Below are 17,565 nucleotides of genomic sequence, written 5' to 3' on the forward strand. Positions count from 1 at the left end.
TAGTATATGCTACAGAAAACAACCCTGAGCTTTTTAAAGGAGCTCAAAAAGAACAATACCAAAGAGTGGTTTGATACAAACAGAAAAAGATACGAATCTGCCAAGGCTGATTTTGCTGCGCTGACACAGACAGTCATTCAACAACTTGGCAAGAAAGATCCATTCGTTGCGGCATTGTTACCCAAAGATTGTATGTTTCGCATGAACAGGGATGTTCGTTTCAGTAAAAACAAAGACCCATACAAAACCAATATGGGTATGTATTTGAGCAGAGGAGGCAAAAAATCTGTATTCTCAGGATATTATTTTCATCTTGAGCCGGGTGGCAACAGTTTTATGGGAGGAGGTTTATACATGCCTGAGCCTGATGTCATTAAAAAAATCCGACAAGAAATAGACTATAACTGGGAAGCCTTCCATAAGATCATCAGCAACAAAAAGTTCAAATCCATTTATCAGGTTCTTCAGAGAGAAGAAGGAATGGTATTGAGCAGAGAACCTAAGGGTTATGAAAAAGATAATCCGGCCATTGAATACATCAAGTTGAAAAGCTGGGTTGCTACAGCTCCAATAACAGATCAATTGTTGACATCAGATCAATTGGTAAAAGAAATTATCGGGGCATTTGAGACGCTGCATCCCATGATCACATTTTTAAACAACGCTTTGGAAGAGTGATCCTATGATAAAAGTTCATCCCTTACCTATTCATTTCCTATCAAATGATCAGCAACAGGTCATTTATCCGACTTTGATACAAACGGATGTATCATTGACATTGGTAGACTGTGGCTACGAAGGACAACTACATCTATTAGAAGAAGCGGCAGCTTTAGTGGATGTTGATTTTGCGAATCTTACAGGTGTTATTATTACGCATCACGATATTGATCATATGGGTGGATTGTTTGAGCTGAAACAAAAATATCCGCATGTCAAAGTGTATTCGTCCAAGCTCGAAGCGCCGTATGTAAGCGGTCATAAAAAATCACTGCGTCTACAACAGGCTGAGGATTTATTTGATCAGCTACCCGAAGACCATAAACCATGGGCCATTGCTTTTCAGCAACAGTTGGCAGACATGAAATGCGTGGCTGTAGATGCTGGCTTTGAAGAAAATGGGGCACTCCCTTTTCTAAAAGATGTAAATAGCATTCATACCCCAGGACATATGCCCGGGCATATCTCGCTGTATATTCCTTTTTTGAAAATTTTGATCGCTGCTGATGCCTTGGTCATTGAGCAAGATCGTTTAGAAATTGCCAATCCACAGTTTACCATGGATCTTGCAGCAGCTGTGGCATCAATAAAGAAATTGGCAACATTGGAGATAGATATGTTGATCTGTTATCATGGAGGAGTAATGAAGGAGAATATTCGTCAGAATATGATTCAAATCACCAACCATTAAATTTTAGCCACAGATTCGCAGATTAGGCCCCTTGAATCTGTGGCTAAAAAATTATACCAACCCTTTTTCCATTAGATATTCAGCAATTTGAACTGCATTGGTAGCAGCACCTTTGCGAAGGTTATCGCTCACGATCCACATATTCAGGGTATTCGGTTGTGTTTCATCTCTTCTTAAACGACCAACGAATACTTCATCTTTTTCATGAGCCCATAATGGCATCGGATATTGTTGATTGGCAAGATCATCCTGCACGATCACACCCGGTGCTTTTGCTAATAATGAACGCGCTTCTTCCAGTGTAAAATCATTTTCGAATTCAACATTCACGCTCTCACTGTGGCCGCCGATCACAGGAATACGAACGGTAGTGGCTGTAACACGGATACTGTCATCTTTCATGATCTTTTTGGTCTCATTCACCATTTTCATTTCTTCTTTGGTGTAACCGTTATCTGTGAAAACATCGATTTGAGGAATCACATTCAGATCGATCTGGTATTTGTATGCCATTTCCCCTTCCACACCTTTCCTTTCATTGAAAAGTTGATCTACTGCTTTTTTCCCGGTTCCTGTAACACTCTGATAAGTACTTACCACAACACGCTTGATCTTGTAACGAAGATGCAAAGGCTGTAGCGCTACTACCATTTGAATAGTTGAACAGTTAGGGTTTGCGATAATGAGATCATCTTTGGTAAGTACATCTGCATTCACTTCCGGAACCACTAATTTTTTAGAAGGATCCATTCTCCATGCTGAAGAATTATCGATCACATGAATACCAGCCTCTGCAAATTTGGGAGCCCACTCTAATGATGTACTACCTCCTGCAGAGAAAATAGCGATCGCAGGTTTAGCGGCAATACCGTCATTCATACTCACAACTTTGTACGATTTCCCTTTAAAGATCACTTCTTTACCTACAGATCTTTCTGAAGCTACGGGAATGAGTTCTGTAACGGGGAAATTTCGCTCGGCGAGCACTTCCAGCATTTTGGTGCCTACTAGACCTGTGGCACCTACGACTGCTACTTTCATGGTTTGTGTTTGTTTTGTTTTATGGTTGTTGTTAAATGACTGACAGCAAAAAGGCCTTCCTGTTGGGGAAGGCCTCTGAGTATATTCATCATCATACACAAACGTTCAGGCACCTTCCCGGTCAGAGAGGTTTCTTGGTACGTTTAGTATGTTTCATTTTGATCATTACGTTGCGAAAATAATTGTGTTTGTTTGTTGAGCCAAAAGATTTTTTAGTCCATGGTCCATCGCCTATAGCTAATGGTTCATAGCAAATAGGAAAACAATATAGTATGAACCATTAGCTATTAGCCATTCACTACCCTACCAAATCAATATCAAAATTCACCAGCTGAACGAACTCATCAATTCTATTGGCGATGTCTTCTTTGTTGATCTCTCTTAATCGTTGGGTTCCAAACTTTTCTACGCAATAAGATGCCATAGCACTCCCAACAATGATCGCCGTTTTCATATTCTCAAAAGAGATGTCTTTTGTACGGGCAATATGTCCAATGAAACCACCCGCAAAAGTATCACCTGCTCCAGTTGGATCGAATACTTCTTCAAGCGGTAATGCAGGTGCGAAGAATACTTTAGAGCCATGGAATAATAACGCACCATGTTCTCCTTTTTTGATGATCAGGTATTTAGGTCCCATTTTCATGATGGCAGCAGCGGCTTTTACCAATGAATATTCACCACTCAACTGGCGCGCTTCACTATCATTTACCATCAAGAGGTCTACCAATGCCAAGGTTTTCTTCAGTTCATCCATCATGATCTCCATCCAGAAATTCATGGTATCCATCACGATCAACTTCGGACGCGTTTTCAATTGTTCAATCACGCTACGCTGTACAGCAGGCACCAGATTACCCAACATTAAAAACTCACAGTCTTGAAAACTATCCGGCACCACCGGTTCAAAATTCTCTAAAACGTTCAGTTGAGTTTCTAAAGTATCACGTGAATTCATGTCCATGTGATAACGACCACTCCAGAAAAATGTCTTTTCGTCTTTCTTGATCTGTACACCGGATAGATCAACTCCACGGGCTGTCAACAGGTCTAATTCTTCCTGTGGGAAATCACCACCTACTACTGAGATTTGCTTAACGGGTGTAAAATTGGAAGCACACCAGGCAATATAAGTACCTGCACCACCAATGATCTTATCACTTTTTCCAAACGGAGTTTCAATAGCATCAAAGGCCATCGATCCGACAACGACTAAAGACATAGATTAATTTTTGTTATCGGGGTGCGAAACTAGCGCATTTAGCGGGTAAATGCTAGAACTGCCGCTTAATTTGTGCTTAGAGAGGTCTATAGCAAGACAACGAGCCAAAAAACTAACGAAATAATATTTTAATCCCATATTTATTGCTAACACGCGTTAGCTGATTATCTTCGTGTTATGGCTAGAATCAAAACCGATAAAAACATTTCACGCAAAGACGTGATCGTAACCAAAGCTGCTACTCTTTTTAGAGAGAAGGGTTTTAAAGCAGCCAGTATGCGAGATCTGGCAGAAGCCGTGGGCGTTGAAGCTGCCAGTTTGTATAACCATATCAAATCAAAAACAGAGTTATTGCATGAACTCTGTTTTAGTGTGGCCAATCGTTTCCTTCAAAAGATCGATGAAGTGGAAGCAGAAAAAATCACCGCGATCGAAAAAATAGAAAAGCTGCTTCGCTTTCATATCAATGAAATGATCCATCACTATGAGGAAGTGTATGTGAGTGACCGTGAATGGAAACATCTTACTGACCCCTACCTTTCCAACTTCCAGAATCAGCGACGTATTTATCGGAAAAGATTTGCAGCCATCATTGAATCCGGTATCCGTAACCAGGAAGTTAAAAAAATTGATGCCCCTACTGCTGTTCTGATCATGCTGCATGCGATCAGTGGTATCGAAAGCTGGCATCGTTCAACTCAAAAGATCAGTGCAGCTGAACTTGAAGAGAATATGGTAACCATTCTTGTAGGCGGTTTAACACAATAAGAGAGAGATCGGTATGTCTATACATTTTGAGCAACTGACCGTTCGTGAAGTACGCAGAGAAACCCATGATTGTGTTTCCATCGCTTTCGAAGTACCGGAACAACTAAAAGAAACATTCCGGTTTTTACAAGGTCAATATATTACACTGAAAACAAAGATCGGAGGTGAAGAAGTTCGTCGCTCCTATTCCATTTGTAGCAGTCCACTTGATCATGAGTTGAGGGTTGCAGTGAAAAAAGTTCCCAATGGAGTTTTTTCTACTTATGCCAATGAATTATTGAAAGCAGGTGATTCATTAGAAGTCATGCCTCCGATGGGTAAATTCTTTACACCATTACTGTCTATCCAAAAAAAGAATTACGTTGGTTTTGCAGCCGGTAGTGGAATCACTCCATTGCTTTCGATCATCAAAACCACTTTACAAACTGAGAAGGAGAGCACGTTCACACTTGTATATGGTAATCGCAACAGACATTCCATCATCTTTCGGGAAACATTGGAAGCGTTAAAGAATAAATACATGAACCGCTTTAGGCTCATCCATATTCTTTCCAGAGAAACCACTGATACCCCATTAAATTCCGGAAGAATTGATGCCGACAAATGCTTAACCCTTTGCGATAAAACCATTGATCTGCAAAGAACCGATGAATTCTTTCTTTGTGGTCCGGAGGAAATGATCTTCTCCGTTAAAAACGTTTTAGAAGAAAAAGGTGTGGCCGCACAAAAAATTCATTTCGAATTATTCACTACTGCCGGACAACAAAATAAAAAGATCCAACAGCTGGAAACAGAAACAGATAAAGGACCAAAAAGTAAGATCACTGTTAAGCTTGATGGAATTAGTTTTGATTTTGAATTGAGTCAAAAAGGGGAAGCCATATTAGATGCCGCCTTGAAACAAGGAGCAGATCTACCTTATGCTTGTAAGGGCGGTGTTTGCTGTACCTGCAGAGCAAAACTCGTAGAAGGGCAAGTGGATATGGAAGTGAACTATGGTTTAGAACCTGATGAAATAGAACAAGGATTCATTCTTACTTGTCAGTCGCACCCCAAGTCTGAACATGTGGTTGTTGACTTTGATATTAAATAATAATAGCCACAGATGCACAGATTCGTCTTTCTACTTTGTGAATCTGTGGCTATTTTTCAATCCATTCACTTGAGTAACACTGGCTCAATGATCTTTTGCCAGATCGCATATCCCTTTGCATTCATATGCAGATTGTCTTTGATAAACAACTCTGGATTCACAGAACCATCAGACAATAACATTGCATTGTGAATGTTCAAGTATGTAGCTGCTGCGTCTCTTCGCAGGTATCTTCTGATTAGTTGATTCGCCTTTAAAAATTTGTCTTCTAATTTCCATCTGCTGGGACTCGGTTTTATAGAAATAAACACTATCGGTACATTACCTAATGTTGCACGTATCATGGTGTGTAATGTTTTGAATCGCTTTCGCACCATTCTGGGTGTTACATTGGCTGAATCCGCCATATCATTCTCACCACAATATATAATGATTTGTTTGGGCTGATAAGGGAAAATGATCTTATCTGCATAACGAATCAAATCAGGTAATGCAGAACCGCCGAAGCCACGATTGAGAATCGGATATCCGGGAAAATAATCCTGAATATCTTTCCAATAAGTAAAAGAAGAACTACCGACAAAGAGTAAGGATGCTTTGGAAGGAAACTGCAAACTATCCGCACTTAAAAAAGCATCGATCTCTTTTTTAAAACGGGGAGTCTGTGCAAATAGAGACAGACCCAACAGTAAAAAACAAATAGATAAGGTCCATTTTTTCATACCGGAAAGATAATCCCCTGTTCATCATCAGTTTACTCGTATCGATAAAAACATCAACAAAAACTAACAAAAACACAAATTATTTAGTTTTAAAACACTAACATTTGTTAGCATCATTCAATTCTTTTTGTATTTTTGTCGACCAAACAGCAACGTATGGAAAAGAATTTGGAACAGTTATTCCAGGAAAAGATCGATCAAGAGATCCGGATAGAACCAAAGGATTGGATGCCGGAGAAATACCGTCAGACATTGATCCGTCAGATCAGTCAGCATGCGCATAGTGAGATCGTGGGAATGCTACCAGAAGGTAATTGGATCACGCGTGCCCCAAACCTCAGAAGAAAAGCCATTCTACTCGCAAAAGTGCAAGATGAAGCGGGTCATGGATTGTATCTGTATTCCGCAGCAGAAACACTCGGAATCAGCAGAGATGAAATGTACGAGCAATTACATAGTGGTAAAGCGAAATATTCTTCCATCTTCAACTACCCTACCTTAAGCTGGGCAGATATGGGAGCAATCGGTTGGCTGGTAGATGGCGCAGCTATCATGAACCAAGTGCCTTTGTGCAGAACCAGTTATGGCCCCTACGCCAGAGCCATGGTGCGTGTTTGTAAAGAAGAAAGTTTTCACCAGCGTCAGGGTTTTGAAATTCTGTTGACCTTAAGTCGCGGCAACGAAGCACAACGCCGCATGGCACAAGATGCCATCAATCGCTGGTGGTGGCCCAGTATCATGATGTTTGGTCCAAAGGATGATGAAAGTCCAAATACCATTCAAAGCATGAAATGGAAGATCAAAAGATTCACCAATGATGAGTTACGTCAAAAATTCGTTGACATCTGTGCGGAACAAATCAAAATATTAAACCTCACGATCCCTGATCCTGATTTGAAATGGAATGAAGAAAGAGGTCATTATGATTTTGGTGCGATCAATTGGGATGAATTCTGGCAGGTGATTGCAGGCAATGGTCCTTGTAATAAACAAAGACTCGATGCTCGCAAGAAAGCCTGGGAAGATGGGAAATGGGTAAGAGACGCAGCTTCAGCCTATGCAGCAAAACGTGCGGCTAGAAAAGAAGTGAAAGTAGCGTAGGGTGAAAGTGAAAAGTCAAAAAAAGTGAATAGTGAGTAGTGAGTAAATAATTAATAATTAATAACGCTCGTGGCTCGAAGCTCACAGCTAAATAGCTAACCATGAAACAATACATTCAAAAATATTACTACGGAGATTACGGTGAAGGAAAGAACGGTGCTGCCGATATTTCTACTTCAGGTGCTCCAAAACAGGAATGGCCTTTATGGGAAGTATTTATCAGAAGTAAACAAGGATTGGATCACAAACATGTAGGTAGTCTTCATGCAGCTGATGCACAAATGGCCATCGAGAATGCGCGTGATGTGTATACCAGAAGAAATGAAGGGATTAGCATTTGGGTAGTGGAGAGTAAATACATCCATGCAAGTAATCCGGATGAAGCAGATGCATTGTATGATCCTGCAAATGACAAAGCGTATCGTCATCCGACATTCTATGACTTGCCTGATGAATTGACCCATATCTAATCAAAGCCTTCTTATTACTGATGAATCAATCTCTAATCGATTATACGTTACATCTTGCAGACAATGCCCTGATCATAGGACACCGTAACAGTGAATGGTGTGGACATGGACCTGTGTTGGAACAGGATATTGCAATTTCAAATATTGCGCTTGATTTTATTGGACAAGCCAGAAATCTTTATCAATATGCAGCTGAACTTTCCGGTAATGGTGCAACTGAAGATTCGCTTGCCTTTCTGCGTGATGTGCCTGAGTTTAAAAATCTATTGATCACGGAATTACCAAATGGTGATTGGGCACAAACGACCATGCGTCAGTTTTTATTCAGCACATACCAATATTATTTTTATCAGCAATTACAGCTTTCATCCGATCAAAGATTAGCAGCCATTGCGGCCAAATCCTTAAAAGAAGTTACTTATCATTTACGCTGGAGTAGTGAATGGGTCATTCGCTTAGGTGATGGTACAGAAGAAAGTAAAGAAAGAACGATCAAGGCGATTGATGAAGTCTGGAATTTTACAGGTGAATTATTTTTGCCTGCACCTTATGAAACTGCATTACTGAAAGAACATATCAGTGTGGATCTTTCTGCGATTCAACAACAGTGGAAACAAAAAGTAGAGGAAGTATTTGCAGAAGCAACCATTCATATTCCTGAAAAAAGTTGGTCTCAGCAAGGTGGCAAGACGGGTATCCATACAGAACACTTAGGATATATACTTGCTGAAATGCAATTTTTACAACGCGCATATCCGGGAGCAGAATGGTAACCTATTATGACAATTGCTATTCAACATACCAAACCTGAAGAAGAAAAGATCTGGAAACTGCTGGAAAACGTCACCGATCCGGAGGTTCCCGTTCTAACGATACTTGATCTGGGTATTGTGCGCTCAGTAGAAACAAGCCGGCTTGCCGATCAACAAGTTAAACCGATCATTACCATCACACCAACTTATAGTGGTTGTCCTGCCATGGATGTGATCAGTATGAATATTCGCATGCAATTGTTACAGGCAGGATATCAGCAAATGGAAATCAAGCAGAGTTTATCACCTGCCTGGACGACCGATTGGATGAGTGAAGAAGGTAAGAATAAACTAAAAGCTTACGGTATCGCCCCTCCACAGTATAAACAAGCTGTTTGTACTCCCGATGCATTCCAGGAAGAAGAAGCAATACAGTGTCCACAGTGTAATTCATGGAATACAACATTGGTATCGCAATTTGGAAGTACAGCTTGTAAAGCGCTGTATCGATGTAATGACTGTAAAGAGCCTTTTGATTATTTTAAATGTCATTGAAATATCTTCTTCAATAAGGGAGGCGCATTAAATCTTTTGCCGATATAAAGTTCAATACCATAAAATAATCGCCTAGTACGAGACGATTCATTTCCAGACCCATACTGTTGTAAATTAGCATCTATCCCTGTATACCATTGATCTCTGGTATAGGATAAACCTCCCTGCAAATAAAATCCAGTTGACCATCTTGTTTCTTTGTTCTTGATTTTAATGAATCGAATATCATACGATTCTGTACTGAAAAAATTAATTCCTGTTATAGGGCCTGCGGCGCCGGCTATAGACCAGTTCTTATTCCATACAATAGACGCAGCTAATGGTAATTTTAAATTGATATCTATATTGTAATCATCCGAATGTGTTCCCGGATTCGCAACAATAGTAGGATCATTAAGATGAATATAATAAAGAGAAAGAGCCGGTAGTAAACTCACTGCATTTTTTAACTGCTTCGACTTCCCCGATATCATACCAACATCTGAAAACTTTTTATTGATATTATAGGCAAATTCTGCTCCTATTATCTTTGTCGTTAATGAATTCAATTGCCAATAAGGTAACCCGGGTATCCATGCCGGATCTAACTCATCCATGTTTTTGATATAATACCCTTTTGCTTTTTGATACGTTAGATTAATATCCACACCACTTACTGCCATTACTACGTCAAAAGTTGTACGTATATTATTTCCTTTGATAGCTGATCGATCTGGGTTCAAGTATGACGGTGTAAAGGAGTATCGAAAATTGATCCATTTGTATTGAAATAAGAGAAATTGTTGCAAGGTCTCTCTTGGACTTAACTCAAAACGAAGTTTGTCTTTTGGGTAAGCAACGATGAATTCTAGATTATTGGTTTGAAGTCCGGTAGAAATATTCAACCTGTCTCTATAACTGACGATATAGTCATTGTCAGATAAAATCTTCACAACAGAATCTTGGCCATTTATTCTCATCACTGTACAAAGCAATATAAACGCCATGATCAAAGTAAATCGCATATAGTAAAATAAAGAAAAAATGTGAAATAGATGTAGCTTAGCTTTAAAATAGAATTATGGCATCTATTGAATTTCATATTGAAAATGATATTGCTTATATCACCTTGAACCGTCCCGACAAACTGAATTCTTTCAATAGAGAAATGGCGCTTTTACTACAATCAAAATTAGATGAGTGTGCTTCATTACATGAAGTAAGGGCTGTATATCTGACTGGTGCAGGAAAAGGATTTTGTGCAGGACAAGATCTCGCAGAAGTCGTAGATCCGAATGGACCAGGTATGCAAAGGATCTTGAGTGAACATTACAATCCGATCATCACCAGATTGCGTCATATGCCAAAGCCCGTAATAGCAGCCATCAATGGTGTAGCAGCCGGTGCAGGCGCCAATATTGCTTTGGCATGTGATATTGTAGTAGCTACAAAATCGGCTTCTTTTATTCAGGCATTTTCAAAAATAGGTTTGATACCAGATAGTGGTGGTACTTATACATTACCACGATTGATCGGTTGGCAAAAAGCCAGTGCCTTAATGATGCTGGGAGATAAAGTAACTGCGGAAGAAGCCGAAAAACTAGGCATGTTGTATAAAGTGTTTCCTGATGAAGAATTTACAGACGCATCGAGGAAGATTGCAGCTACTGTAGCTCAGATGCCGACCAAAGCTTTGGCATTTATCAAGCATGCTTTGAACCAATCAGCTTCCAATAATCTGGAAGAACAATTAGCACTTGAAGACAGTTACCAGCAGAAGGCTGCTGATACCCATGATTTCAAAGAAGGTGTACAGGCTTTTTTAGAAAAAAGAGCGCCTCAATTCAAAGGATACTAAAATTATTTTATGAGCAATCCATACAGACAGGTCGTTGATCATATGATGCTGCATGATAAATTTTCTCAGTGGCTGGGAATAGAGCTATTAGATATACAAGAAGGATATAGTAAAATAAAAATGGTTGTTCGAGAAGAGATGATCAATGGTTTTGGTATTGTACATGGTGGCATTGCTTTTTCACTGGCAGACAGTGCTTTTGCTTTTGCGTGTAATAACCGTAATAACTTATCGGTTGCATTAGATACTTCTATCAACTTTACAAAAGCCATACAGGTAGGCGATGAACTAACAGCAGAAGCTAAAGAAACGCATAATGGAAGAAGTACAGGTTTATACTTCATTACGATCACCAATCAAAAAAATGAACAAGTAGCTATTTTTAAAGGCACATGTTTCAGAACGGGCAAATCTTTAGTATGATCTATCAATTCAAAGAACATATTCCAGTAGTACATGTTACAGCTTTTATTCATCCTCAAGCAGCTGTAACCGGTAATGTCATTATTGGTAAACATGTGTACATCGGTCCGGGTGCAGCTATTCGCGGTGATTGGGGAAAGATCATCATCGAAGACGGTTGTAATATACAAGAGAATTGTACCATTCATATGTTTCCCGGCGTAACCGTTCATTTAAAAGCCAATGCACATATCGGTCATGGCGCCATCATTCATGGGGCTACGATTGGAAAAAATTGTCTGATCGGAATGAATAGCGTGATCATGGATAATGTTATACTAGGAGACGAATGCATTGTTGGTGCTCTGAGTTTTATCAAAGCAGATGAAACATTTGATGCAAGAAGTTTAATTGTGGGGAATCCGGCTAAAAAGATCAAAGAAGTTAGTGATGAAATGATTGGTTGGAAAACCCAAGGAACAGAACTCTATCAACAATTGCCGGATGAAATGCGTCACTATTGGAAAGCATGTGAACCCCTGAGAGAAATACCATCTATATCAGCTGATAAGCTAGATCACAACGCAGATACGCAGTATCAAACCTGGAATCAACAAAGGAAAAACCAAGACGGCTGACATTTTTGTACCTTTGCATGTATTAAACGAGGTAATCTTCAATAGTGTCAGAGAAAACAAACTTCATCGATTATATCCGCATCTTTTGCCGTAGTGGCCATGGTGGTGCCGGTGCCAAGCATTTCATGCGTAATAAACTGACTGCCAAAGGCGGACCTGATGGTGGTGATGGCGGTCGCGGTGGCCATATCATCTTAAAAGGCAATGCTCAAATGTGGACCTTGCTGCATTTACGTTATTTCAAAAATGTATTGGCTGAAAATGGAGAGCCCGGCAGCAAAAACAATTGTACCGGACATGATGGAAAAGATATCATCATTGAAGTGCCATTGGGTACTGTTGCCAGAGATGAAGAAACCGGCAAGATCGAAGCGGAAATACTAGAAGACGGACAGCAAATTGTGTGGATGAAAGGTGGAAGAGGTGGATTAGGCAATAGCAATTTCGCCACTCCTACCAATCAAGTACCGGAACATGCACAACCGGGAGAACCGGGTGTTGAAGGTTGGAAGAATCTCGAATTAAAAGTATTGGCTGATGTTGGATTGGTAGGTTTCCCCAATGCAGGTAAATCTACTTTGCTTTCGGTGATCACTGCTGCCAAACCAAAAATTGCCAATTACGCTTTTACTACATTGACACCTCAACTAGGGATGGTTGAATACCGCGATTCAAAATCATTTTGTATTGCAGATCTTCCGGGTATCATTGAAGGTGCTGCAGAAGGAAAAGGATTGGGGCATCGTTTTTTAAGACATATTGAACGAAATGCAGTACTGCTATTTTTAATTCCTGCAGATAGTGCTGATCACAAAAAAGAATTTGAGATACTTAGAAATGAGTTGGAGCAATACAATCCTGAAATGCTTCAGAAAGATTTCATCATTGCCATTAGTAAAAGTGACATGCTTGATGATGAACTCAAAGAAGCCATCAGTAAAGAGCTTCCAAAAAACATTCCACACTTATTCATTTCATCTGTAACACAAACAGGATTAACTGCTTTGAAAGATGTGTTATGGGAAACTTTAAACAAACCTGCAGCTCAAACTAACAATCGTTAATATATCGCATTTATAGATATCTTAACACCGTTTACCACAAATCGCTTTTTAGCAGGGGTTACCTTTTCTACCTTGCAGGTATTAAGGATATACGACAGGCAATCTGATGTACATCCTTGGACATGAAAAGTCCAACCTGCTTCGCTTCTACGTTTTTGCTTTTACGAAATTTTTACTTGCACTACGAAAGTCTTTGATGCAATTCAGAGACAGGTCAACTATTATTCAAAGTAAAAAAAACAACATCATGGAAAAGCAAACTATTCAATCTATTGTAAAAGGATTAGCACTGAGCACTGTATTTGCAGTAGGAACATTATTCAACGCTACTGCGAACAATGCAGTAAGCGGAACTGATGCAGCTTCTAAAGCTGAGATCAAGTATGCAGGTTCTTCAAAAGAACAAGTATCCTTCAACATCAAATTCAATAATCCAACCGGTAAGAAATTTACCTTATTGGTATTGGATGCGAAGGGTGATCTATTCTTCAAAGAACATTACAACGCAAAGAGTTTTGACAAGAGATTGGTATTGTCACAAGACGATGCAGATAAACTTACTTTCAGAATTCAACAAGGAGAAGAAACCTTTAGCGAAAAGATCAATGTTTTCCTGAGTGAAACTGAATCAAGAAAAAATTCTGGTAAGTAATTCAGGTTATTAAGCAAAGCGAGCCGCCTTTTGAGGCGGCTTTTTTGTGCACAATACTGTTGAAAAAACAGCTATCGACTATACACCTCGGTCACTAACTTCACAGCATGCAAATGCAATGTTTGTTTTGTGGTCATTTGGTACAGATGGTACATGTACATGGACATTACCAATGTCCGGTTTGTAATACCAATGCCTTGCCTTGTTGTGACGGAGATAATTGTAATACGAATCAATTACTTGCAGATTCAGCTATGAGTAAAACGCCTGTTGAAAGCACTGAAACAAATCCCATAAAAGGCCACCCATAAAAAAAGCCACCTCTATTGAGATGGCTTTTAGATATCACTTGATAAACTTATCCTGCTGCTTCAGACTGCATCATCTTACTTACTTTCTTACGCTCTTCTTCATTCAACACTGTCTTACGCATACGAATACTTTTCGGAGTTACTTCAATACACTCATCTTGTTGAATGTATTCCATGCACTCTTCCAATGTAAACTGCAATTTCGGAGTGATACGAACACTATCATCACTACCACTTGCACGGTGGTTGGTTAACTTCTTTGCTTCTACCGCATTCACGTTCAGGTCTCCCGGCTTAATATGCTCGGCAATGATCTGTCCAACATATACCTCTTCTCCTGGATCAATAAAGAAGCTACCACGATCTTGTAACTTATCAATAGAATAAGCAGTGGTTACTCCCTGAAACTTGGCGATCAATACACCATTGTTTCTTCCCGGGATTGGCCCCTTCCAAGGTTTGTATTCCAGGAAACGGTGTGCCATTACAGCTTCACCAGCAGTATTGGTCAGCATTTGAGAACGAAGACCGATCAATCCTCTGGAAGGAATTTCAAATTCAAGGTGTTGCATCTCTCCTTTGCTTTCCATCACCAGCATTTCACCTTTACGTTGTGTAACCAGATCGATCACTTTACCACTGTATTCACTCGGAACATCTACTACCAAAACTTCATATGGCTCACATTTCTTACCGTCAATATGTTTTACCAATACTTGCGGATTACCTACTGTCAGTTCATATCCTTCACGACGCATGGTTTCAACCAATACGCCCAAATGCAGGATACCACGACCATATACCAGGAAGCTATCTGCACTATCCGTATCTTCTACACGCAATGCCAAGTTCTTCTCTGTTTCTTTCATCAAACGATCACGCAGGTGACGAGAGGTAACAAACTTACCCTCACGACCAAAGAATGGTGAGTTGTTGATGCTGAAAGTCATACTCATTGTTGGCTCATCCACACTAATAATCGGTAAAGCTTCCGGATTTTCAGCGTCTGCAATGGTATCTCCAATATTGAAATCTTCTAATCCTACTACTGCACAAAGGTCACCAGACAATACCTCTGTTACTTTACGCTTACCCATGCCTTCAAACACGTACAATTCTTTCACACGACTCTTCTTGATAGAACCATCTGCTTGCACCAGGGCAATCGGCTGATTTTCTTTGATAGAGCCACGGGTTACTTTTCCGATGGCAATACGACCTAAGAAAGAAGAATAATCCAATGAAGTGATCTGTAATTGTAAAGTACCCTCTGTCACTTTCGGTGCCGGTACATATTTAATGATACCATCCATCAATGGAAGGATATCTTCTGTAGGAGTTAAGCTATCATTGAACCAGCCGTTCTTACCACTACCATAGAAAGTAGGGAAATTCAGCTGCTCTTCTGTTGCATCCAGATTAAAGAATAATTCGAATACCGCATCATGTACTTCATCCGGACGACAGTTCGGCTTATCTACTTTATTGATCACCACGATCGGATGTAAGTTCAGTTGTAAGGCTTTTTGCAGTACAAAACGAGTTTGAGGCATTGGACCTTCAAAAGCATCTACTAATAAGATAACCCCATCAGCCATTTTCAAAACGCGCTCCACTTCTCCACCAAAGTCACTGTGCCCAGGAGTATCAATCACATTTATCTTAATGCCGTTATAAGTAACAGCAGCATTCTTACTAAAAATGGTGATCCCTCTTTCGCGTTCCAGATCATTGCTATCCATGATCAGTTCGCCGGTTTCTTGATTGTCTCTGAATACCTTGGTAGCATGTAAAATCCTGTCTACCAGTGTTGTTTTGCCATGGTCAACGTGTGCAATAATGGCAATGTTTCTTATTTCCATGTAAAATTTTAAGGCTGCAAAGGTACGGCTTTATGACCGGAGGGCAAAGGATACATATAAACTTAACAACATATCATAGCTTAAAGCTGGCTAACTGCCTATAATTCAGTCAGAAATAAACAAAATACAAGGTCGTATGTCTAGTACTTATATGAAAAAAGCAGCTTTCTGGTTATTGGTTGTCTTTTACCTGTTCGCAGGAGCCAATCACTTTATCAACCCCTCATTTTATAGTGGTTTGATTCCTCCCTATCTGCCTTGGCATGATCTGATCAATATCGTATCCGGAATAGCAGAGATCGTATTGGCTGTTTTATTACTTCTGCCTCAAACAAGAATATTAGCAGCAAAAGGAATTATCGTTTTGTTGATTGCATTTATTCCTGCACATATTTATTTTATACAGATCAATAGTTGTATTCCTGATGGCCTTTGTGTTCCCCAATGGCTGGGATGGGTTCGTTTGGTACTGATACATCCAATACTGATCGCATGGGCATGGTGGTGCAGGAAATAAATATCGGTCAACAATCTGTATCTTAACAGAAACATATCACCCATGCGCATTGTAAAAAGATTTCTGTTTGTCATCGCTATACTTGGTATTATTTATTTCGTAGGTCCGCATCCTGTAAAGCCGGTGTATACAGCTACTCTTCCGTCCATTCCGGATAACGCAGCATCATTGGTAGCATACGTGAGTTCGATGGAAAGTAAACATCGATTAAAACCGGATAATGAAGCAAGAATTGTTTGGAACAATGATTCACTAAAAAATAAAACAGCATATGCTATCGTGTACCTCCATGGCTTTAGCGCCAGTCAGGAAGAAGGGAATCCTGTTCACCGCAACCTGGCAAAACAATTAGGAGCCAATTTATATCTATCCCGATTATCCGGACATGGCATCGATACCAGTGATGCTTTATTAGATATGACGGCCACCAGTTTATGGGAAACAGCAAAAGAAGCCTATGCAATCGGTAAGCAACTAGGAGATAAAGTTATACTCATGGGTACATCCACTGGCGGCACACTTGCACTTCAGTTAGCAGCTACTTATCCTGAGATCGCAGGCATGGTTTTATTATCGCCCAATATTGCTATCAATGACCCCAATGCATGGATCACCAATAATCCATGGGGATTACAAATCGCCAGACTGGTGAAGGGCGGAAAGATGAATATTGTTCCGAATAAAACAGAGACCTATAAAAAATACTGGAATGATCAATACCGACTCGAAGCAGTAACAGAACTCGAAGAATTGTTGGAGACCACTATGAACAAAGAAACATTCCAAAAAATAAAACAACCAACACTCACACTGTATTATTATAAAAATGAAAAAGAGCAAGATCCTGTTGTAAAAGTGAGTGCCATGAAAAAAATGTTTGAAGAGATCAGCACACCCGCATCACTTAAAAAAATGGTTCCTATTCCTAATGCAGGCAATCATGTTCTGGGTTCTCCTATTCAGTCAAAAGATGTTGTCACTGTAGAAAAAGAAGCGGCTTTGTTTTTAAAGGAAGTGTTTAGGGGTAATAGTCAATAGACCATGGTCGATAGTCCATAGTGAGTAATTAAATGAAAATGTATTTTATTCTGGTATTTTAATGCTGCTATTTATTTTTCGTAGTCCATAGACCATGGTTGATGGTCCA

At 39.8% G+C, this 17,565-nt stretch carries 21 protein-coding genes; 16 read left to right on the forward strand and 5 right to left on the reverse strand.

Annotated elements, in window-relative coordinates; all coding sequences use genetic code 11:
* Positions 1-6 precede the first annotated feature (6 nt).
* The gene (locus ABXG83_RS07935; RefSeq protein WP_353548318.1) at positions 7-678 is read left to right on the forward strand and encodes a DUF2461 domain-containing protein; all 672 of its coding nucleotides are present in this window, start codon (positions 7-9) and stop codon (positions 676-678) included.
* A 4-nt stretch (positions 679-682) separates the two neighbouring features.
* Positions 683-1,411: an MBL fold metallo-hydrolase gene (locus ABXG83_RS07940; RefSeq protein WP_353548319.1), complete on the forward strand. Its 729-nt coding sequence runs from the start codon at positions 683-685 to the stop codon at positions 1,409-1,411.
* A gap of 51 nt (positions 1,412-1,462) precedes the next feature.
* Here ABXG83_RS07940 and ABXG83_RS07945 read toward each other — a convergent pair whose 3' ends face one another.
* Positions 1,463-2,452, reverse strand: coding sequence for an aspartate-semialdehyde dehydrogenase (locus tag ABXG83_RS07945; RefSeq protein ID WP_353548320.1), 990 nt, complete (start codon positions 2,450-2,452; stop codon positions 1,463-1,465).
* 298 nt (positions 2,453-2,750) lie between these two features.
* On the reverse strand, positions 2,751-3,674 hold the full coding sequence (locus ABXG83_RS07950) for a PfkB family carbohydrate kinase (RefSeq protein WP_353548321.1): 924 nt from the start codon (positions 3,672-3,674) through the stop codon (positions 2,751-2,753).
* 177 nt (positions 3,675-3,851) lie between these two features.
* On the opposite strand from ABXG83_RS07950, the gene ABXG83_RS07955 reads away from it, so the two are divergent.
* On the forward strand, positions 3,852-4,442 hold the full coding sequence (locus tag ABXG83_RS07955; protein ID WP_353548322.1) for a TetR/AcrR family transcriptional regulator: 591 nt from the start codon (positions 3,852-3,854) through the stop codon (positions 4,440-4,442).
* A gap of 13 nt (positions 4,443-4,455) precedes the next feature.
* Entirely contained in the window at positions 4,456-5,535 is a 1,080-nt protein-coding gene (gene paaE / locus ABXG83_RS07960) for a 1,2-phenylacetyl-CoA epoxidase subunit PaaE (protein WP_353548323.1), read from the forward strand.
* Positions 5,536-5,600: 65 nt separating this feature from the next.
* Here paaE and ABXG83_RS07965 read toward each other — a convergent pair whose 3' ends face one another.
* The gene (locus ABXG83_RS07965; protein ID WP_353548324.1) at positions 5,601-6,257 is read right to left on the reverse strand and encodes a GDSL-type esterase/lipase family protein; all 657 of its coding nucleotides are present in this window, start codon (positions 6,255-6,257) and stop codon (positions 5,601-5,603) included.
* Positions 6,258-6,413: 156 nt separating this feature from the next.
* Here ABXG83_RS07965 and paaA point away from each other — a divergent pair, with 156 nt between their 5' ends.
* From paaA to paaD, 4 genes are all read left to right on the forward strand, one after another.
* The gene (gene paaA / locus ABXG83_RS07970; RefSeq protein WP_353548325.1) at positions 6,414-7,358 is read left to right on the forward strand and encodes a 1,2-phenylacetyl-CoA epoxidase subunit PaaA; all 945 of its coding nucleotides are present in this window, start codon (positions 6,414-6,416) and stop codon (positions 7,356-7,358) included.
* Positions 7,359-7,459: 101 nt separating this feature from the next.
* Positions 7,460-7,828: a 1,2-phenylacetyl-CoA epoxidase subunit PaaB gene (gene paaB / locus ABXG83_RS07975; protein WP_353548326.1), complete on the forward strand. Its 369-nt coding sequence runs from the start codon at positions 7,460-7,462 to the stop codon at positions 7,826-7,828.
* Positions 7,829-7,848: 20 nt separating this feature from the next.
* A complete protein-coding gene (paaC, locus tag ABXG83_RS07980; protein WP_353548327.1) occupies positions 7,849-8,601 on the forward strand; it encodes a 1,2-phenylacetyl-CoA epoxidase subunit PaaC in 753 nt (250 codons plus the stop codon).
* A gap of 6 nt (positions 8,602-8,607) precedes the next feature.
* Positions 8,608-9,135 (forward strand): 1,2-phenylacetyl-CoA epoxidase subunit PaaD, encoded by a 528-nt coding sequence (gene paaD, locus ABXG83_RS07985; RefSeq protein ID WP_353548328.1) that lies wholly within the window; start codon positions 8,608-8,610, stop codon positions 9,133-9,135.
* On the opposite strand, the gene ABXG83_RS07990 is transcribed toward paaD, so the two are convergent.
* Positions 9,129-10,067 (reverse strand): DUF4421 family protein, encoded by a 939-nt coding sequence (locus ABXG83_RS07990; protein ID WP_353548329.1) that lies wholly within the window; start codon positions 10,065-10,067, stop codon positions 9,129-9,131. The two genes, paaD and ABXG83_RS07990, sit on opposite strands and share 7 nt — an antisense overlap.
* Before the next feature lie 128 nt (positions 10,068-10,195).
* Here ABXG83_RS07990 and ABXG83_RS07995 point away from each other — a divergent pair, with 128 nt between their 5' ends.
* From ABXG83_RS07995 to ABXG83_RS08020, 6 genes are all read left to right on the forward strand, one after another.
* The gene (locus tag ABXG83_RS07995; RefSeq protein WP_353548330.1) at positions 10,196-10,972 is read left to right on the forward strand and encodes an enoyl-CoA hydratase-related protein; all 777 of its coding nucleotides are present in this window, start codon (positions 10,196-10,198) and stop codon (positions 10,970-10,972) included.
* A gap of 9 nt (positions 10,973-10,981) precedes the next feature.
* Positions 10,982-11,395, forward strand: coding sequence for a hydroxyphenylacetyl-CoA thioesterase PaaI (gene paaI / locus ABXG83_RS08000; RefSeq protein ID WP_353548331.1), 414 nt, complete (start codon positions 10,982-10,984; stop codon positions 11,393-11,395).
* Positions 11,392-12,012 carry a transferase hexapeptide repeat family protein gene (locus ABXG83_RS08005; RefSeq protein ID WP_353548332.1) on the forward strand — a complete coding sequence of 207 codons (621 nt, stop codon included), beginning with the start codon at positions 11,392-11,394 and terminating at the stop codon, positions 12,010-12,012. Before paaI ends, ABXG83_RS08005 begins: the two co-directional genes overlap by 4 nt.
* 44 nt (positions 12,013-12,056) lie before the next feature.
* Entirely contained in the window at positions 12,057-13,076 is a 1,020-nt protein-coding gene (gene obgE / locus ABXG83_RS08010) for a GTPase ObgE (protein WP_353548333.1), read from the forward strand.
* Between the two features lie 247 nt (positions 13,077-13,323).
* The gene (locus ABXG83_RS08015; protein ID WP_353548334.1) at positions 13,324-13,728 is read left to right on the forward strand and encodes a hypothetical protein; all 405 of its coding nucleotides are present in this window, start codon (positions 13,324-13,326) and stop codon (positions 13,726-13,728) included.
* 107 nt (positions 13,729-13,835) lie between these two features.
* Positions 13,836-14,039 carry a hypothetical protein gene (locus ABXG83_RS08020; RefSeq protein WP_353548335.1) on the forward strand — a complete coding sequence of 68 codons (204 nt, stop codon included), beginning with the start codon at positions 13,836-13,838 and terminating at the stop codon, positions 14,037-14,039.
* Between the two features lie 47 nt (positions 14,040-14,086).
* On the opposite strand, the gene typA is transcribed toward ABXG83_RS08020, so the two are convergent.
* Positions 14,087-15,901 (reverse strand): translational GTPase TypA, encoded by a 1,815-nt coding sequence (gene typA / locus ABXG83_RS08025; RefSeq protein WP_353548336.1) that lies wholly within the window; start codon positions 15,899-15,901, stop codon positions 14,087-14,089.
* Positions 15,902-16,037: 136 nt separating this feature from the next.
* On the opposite strand from typA, the gene ABXG83_RS08030 reads away from it, so the two are divergent.
* Positions 16,038-16,418: a MauE/DoxX family redox-associated membrane protein gene (locus tag ABXG83_RS08030; protein WP_353548337.1), complete on the forward strand. Its 381-nt coding sequence runs from the start codon at positions 16,038-16,040 to the stop codon at positions 16,416-16,418.
* Positions 16,419-16,460: 42 nt separating this feature from the next.
* Complete coding sequence (locus ABXG83_RS08035; RefSeq protein WP_353548338.1) at positions 16,461-17,456, forward strand: alpha/beta hydrolase; 996 nt, start codon at positions 16,461-16,463, stop codon at positions 17,454-17,456.
* Positions 17,457-17,565: the final 109 nt, after the last annotated feature.

The sequence above is a fragment of the Sediminibacterium sp. KACHI17 genome, from assembly GCF_040362915.1.
Taxonomy (GTDB): Bacteria; Bacteroidota; Bacteroidia; order Chitinophagales; family Chitinophagaceae; genus Sediminibacterium.

Bases quoted from the DNA above. Each gene is read 5' to 3' on its own strand.
- ABXG83_RS07935 (WP_353548318.1), top strand. From the start codon at position 7: ATGCTACAGAAAACAACCCTGAGCTTTTTAAAGGAGCTCAAAAAGAAC.
- ABXG83_RS07940 (WP_353548319.1), top strand. From the start codon at position 683: ATGATAAAAGTTCATCCCTTACCTATTCATTTCCTATCAAATGATCAG.
- ABXG83_RS07945 (WP_353548320.1), bottom strand. From the start codon at position 2,452: ATGAAAGTAGCAGTCGTAGGTGCCACAGGTCTAGTAGGCACCAAAATG.
- ABXG83_RS07950 (WP_353548321.1), bottom strand. From the start codon at position 3,674: ATGTCTTTAGTCGTTGTCGGATCGATGGCCTTTGATGCTATTGAAACT.
- ABXG83_RS07955 (WP_353548322.1), top strand. From the start codon at position 3,852: ATGGCTAGAATCAAAACCGATAAAAACATTTCACGCAAAGACGTGATC.
- paaE (WP_353548323.1), top strand. From the start codon at position 4,456: ATGTCTATACATTTTGAGCAACTGACCGTTCGTGAAGTACGCAGAGAA.
- ABXG83_RS07965 (WP_353548324.1), bottom strand. From the start codon at position 6,257: ATGAAAAAATGGACCTTATCTATTTGTTTTTTACTGTTGGGTCTGTCT.
- paaA (WP_353548325.1), top strand. From the start codon at position 6,414: ATGGAAAAGAATTTGGAACAGTTATTCCAGGAAAAGATCGATCAAGAG.
- paaB (WP_353548326.1), top strand. From the start codon at position 7,460: ATGAAACAATACATTCAAAAATATTACTACGGAGATTACGGTGAAGGA.
- paaC (WP_353548327.1), top strand. From the start codon at position 7,849: ATGAATCAATCTCTAATCGATTATACGTTACATCTTGCAGACAATGCC.
- paaD (WP_353548328.1), top strand. From the start codon at position 8,608: ATGACAATTGCTATTCAACATACCAAACCTGAAGAAGAAAAGATCTGG.
- ABXG83_RS07995 (WP_353548330.1), top strand. From the start codon at position 10,196: ATGGCATCTATTGAATTTCATATTGAAAATGATATTGCTTATATCACC.
- paaI (WP_353548331.1), top strand. From the start codon at position 10,982: ATGAGCAATCCATACAGACAGGTCGTTGATCATATGATGCTGCATGAT.
- ABXG83_RS08005 (WP_353548332.1), top strand. From the start codon at position 11,392: ATGATCTATCAATTCAAAGAACATATTCCAGTAGTACATGTTACAGCT.
- ABXG83_RS08015 (WP_353548334.1), top strand. From the start codon at position 13,324: ATGGAAAAGCAAACTATTCAATCTATTGTAAAAGGATTAGCACTGAGC.
- ABXG83_RS08020 (WP_353548335.1), top strand. From the start codon at position 13,836: ATGCAAATGCAATGTTTGTTTTGTGGTCATTTGGTACAGATGGTACAT.
- typA (WP_353548336.1), bottom strand. From the start codon at position 15,901: ATGGAAATAAGAAACATTGCCATTATTGCACACGTTGACCATGGCAAA.
- ABXG83_RS08030 (WP_353548337.1), top strand. From the start codon at position 16,038: ATGTCTAGTACTTATATGAAAAAAGCAGCTTTCTGGTTATTGGTTGTC.
- ABXG83_RS08035 (WP_353548338.1), top strand. From the start codon at position 16,461: ATGCGCATTGTAAAAAGATTTCTGTTTGTCATCGCTATACTTGGTATT.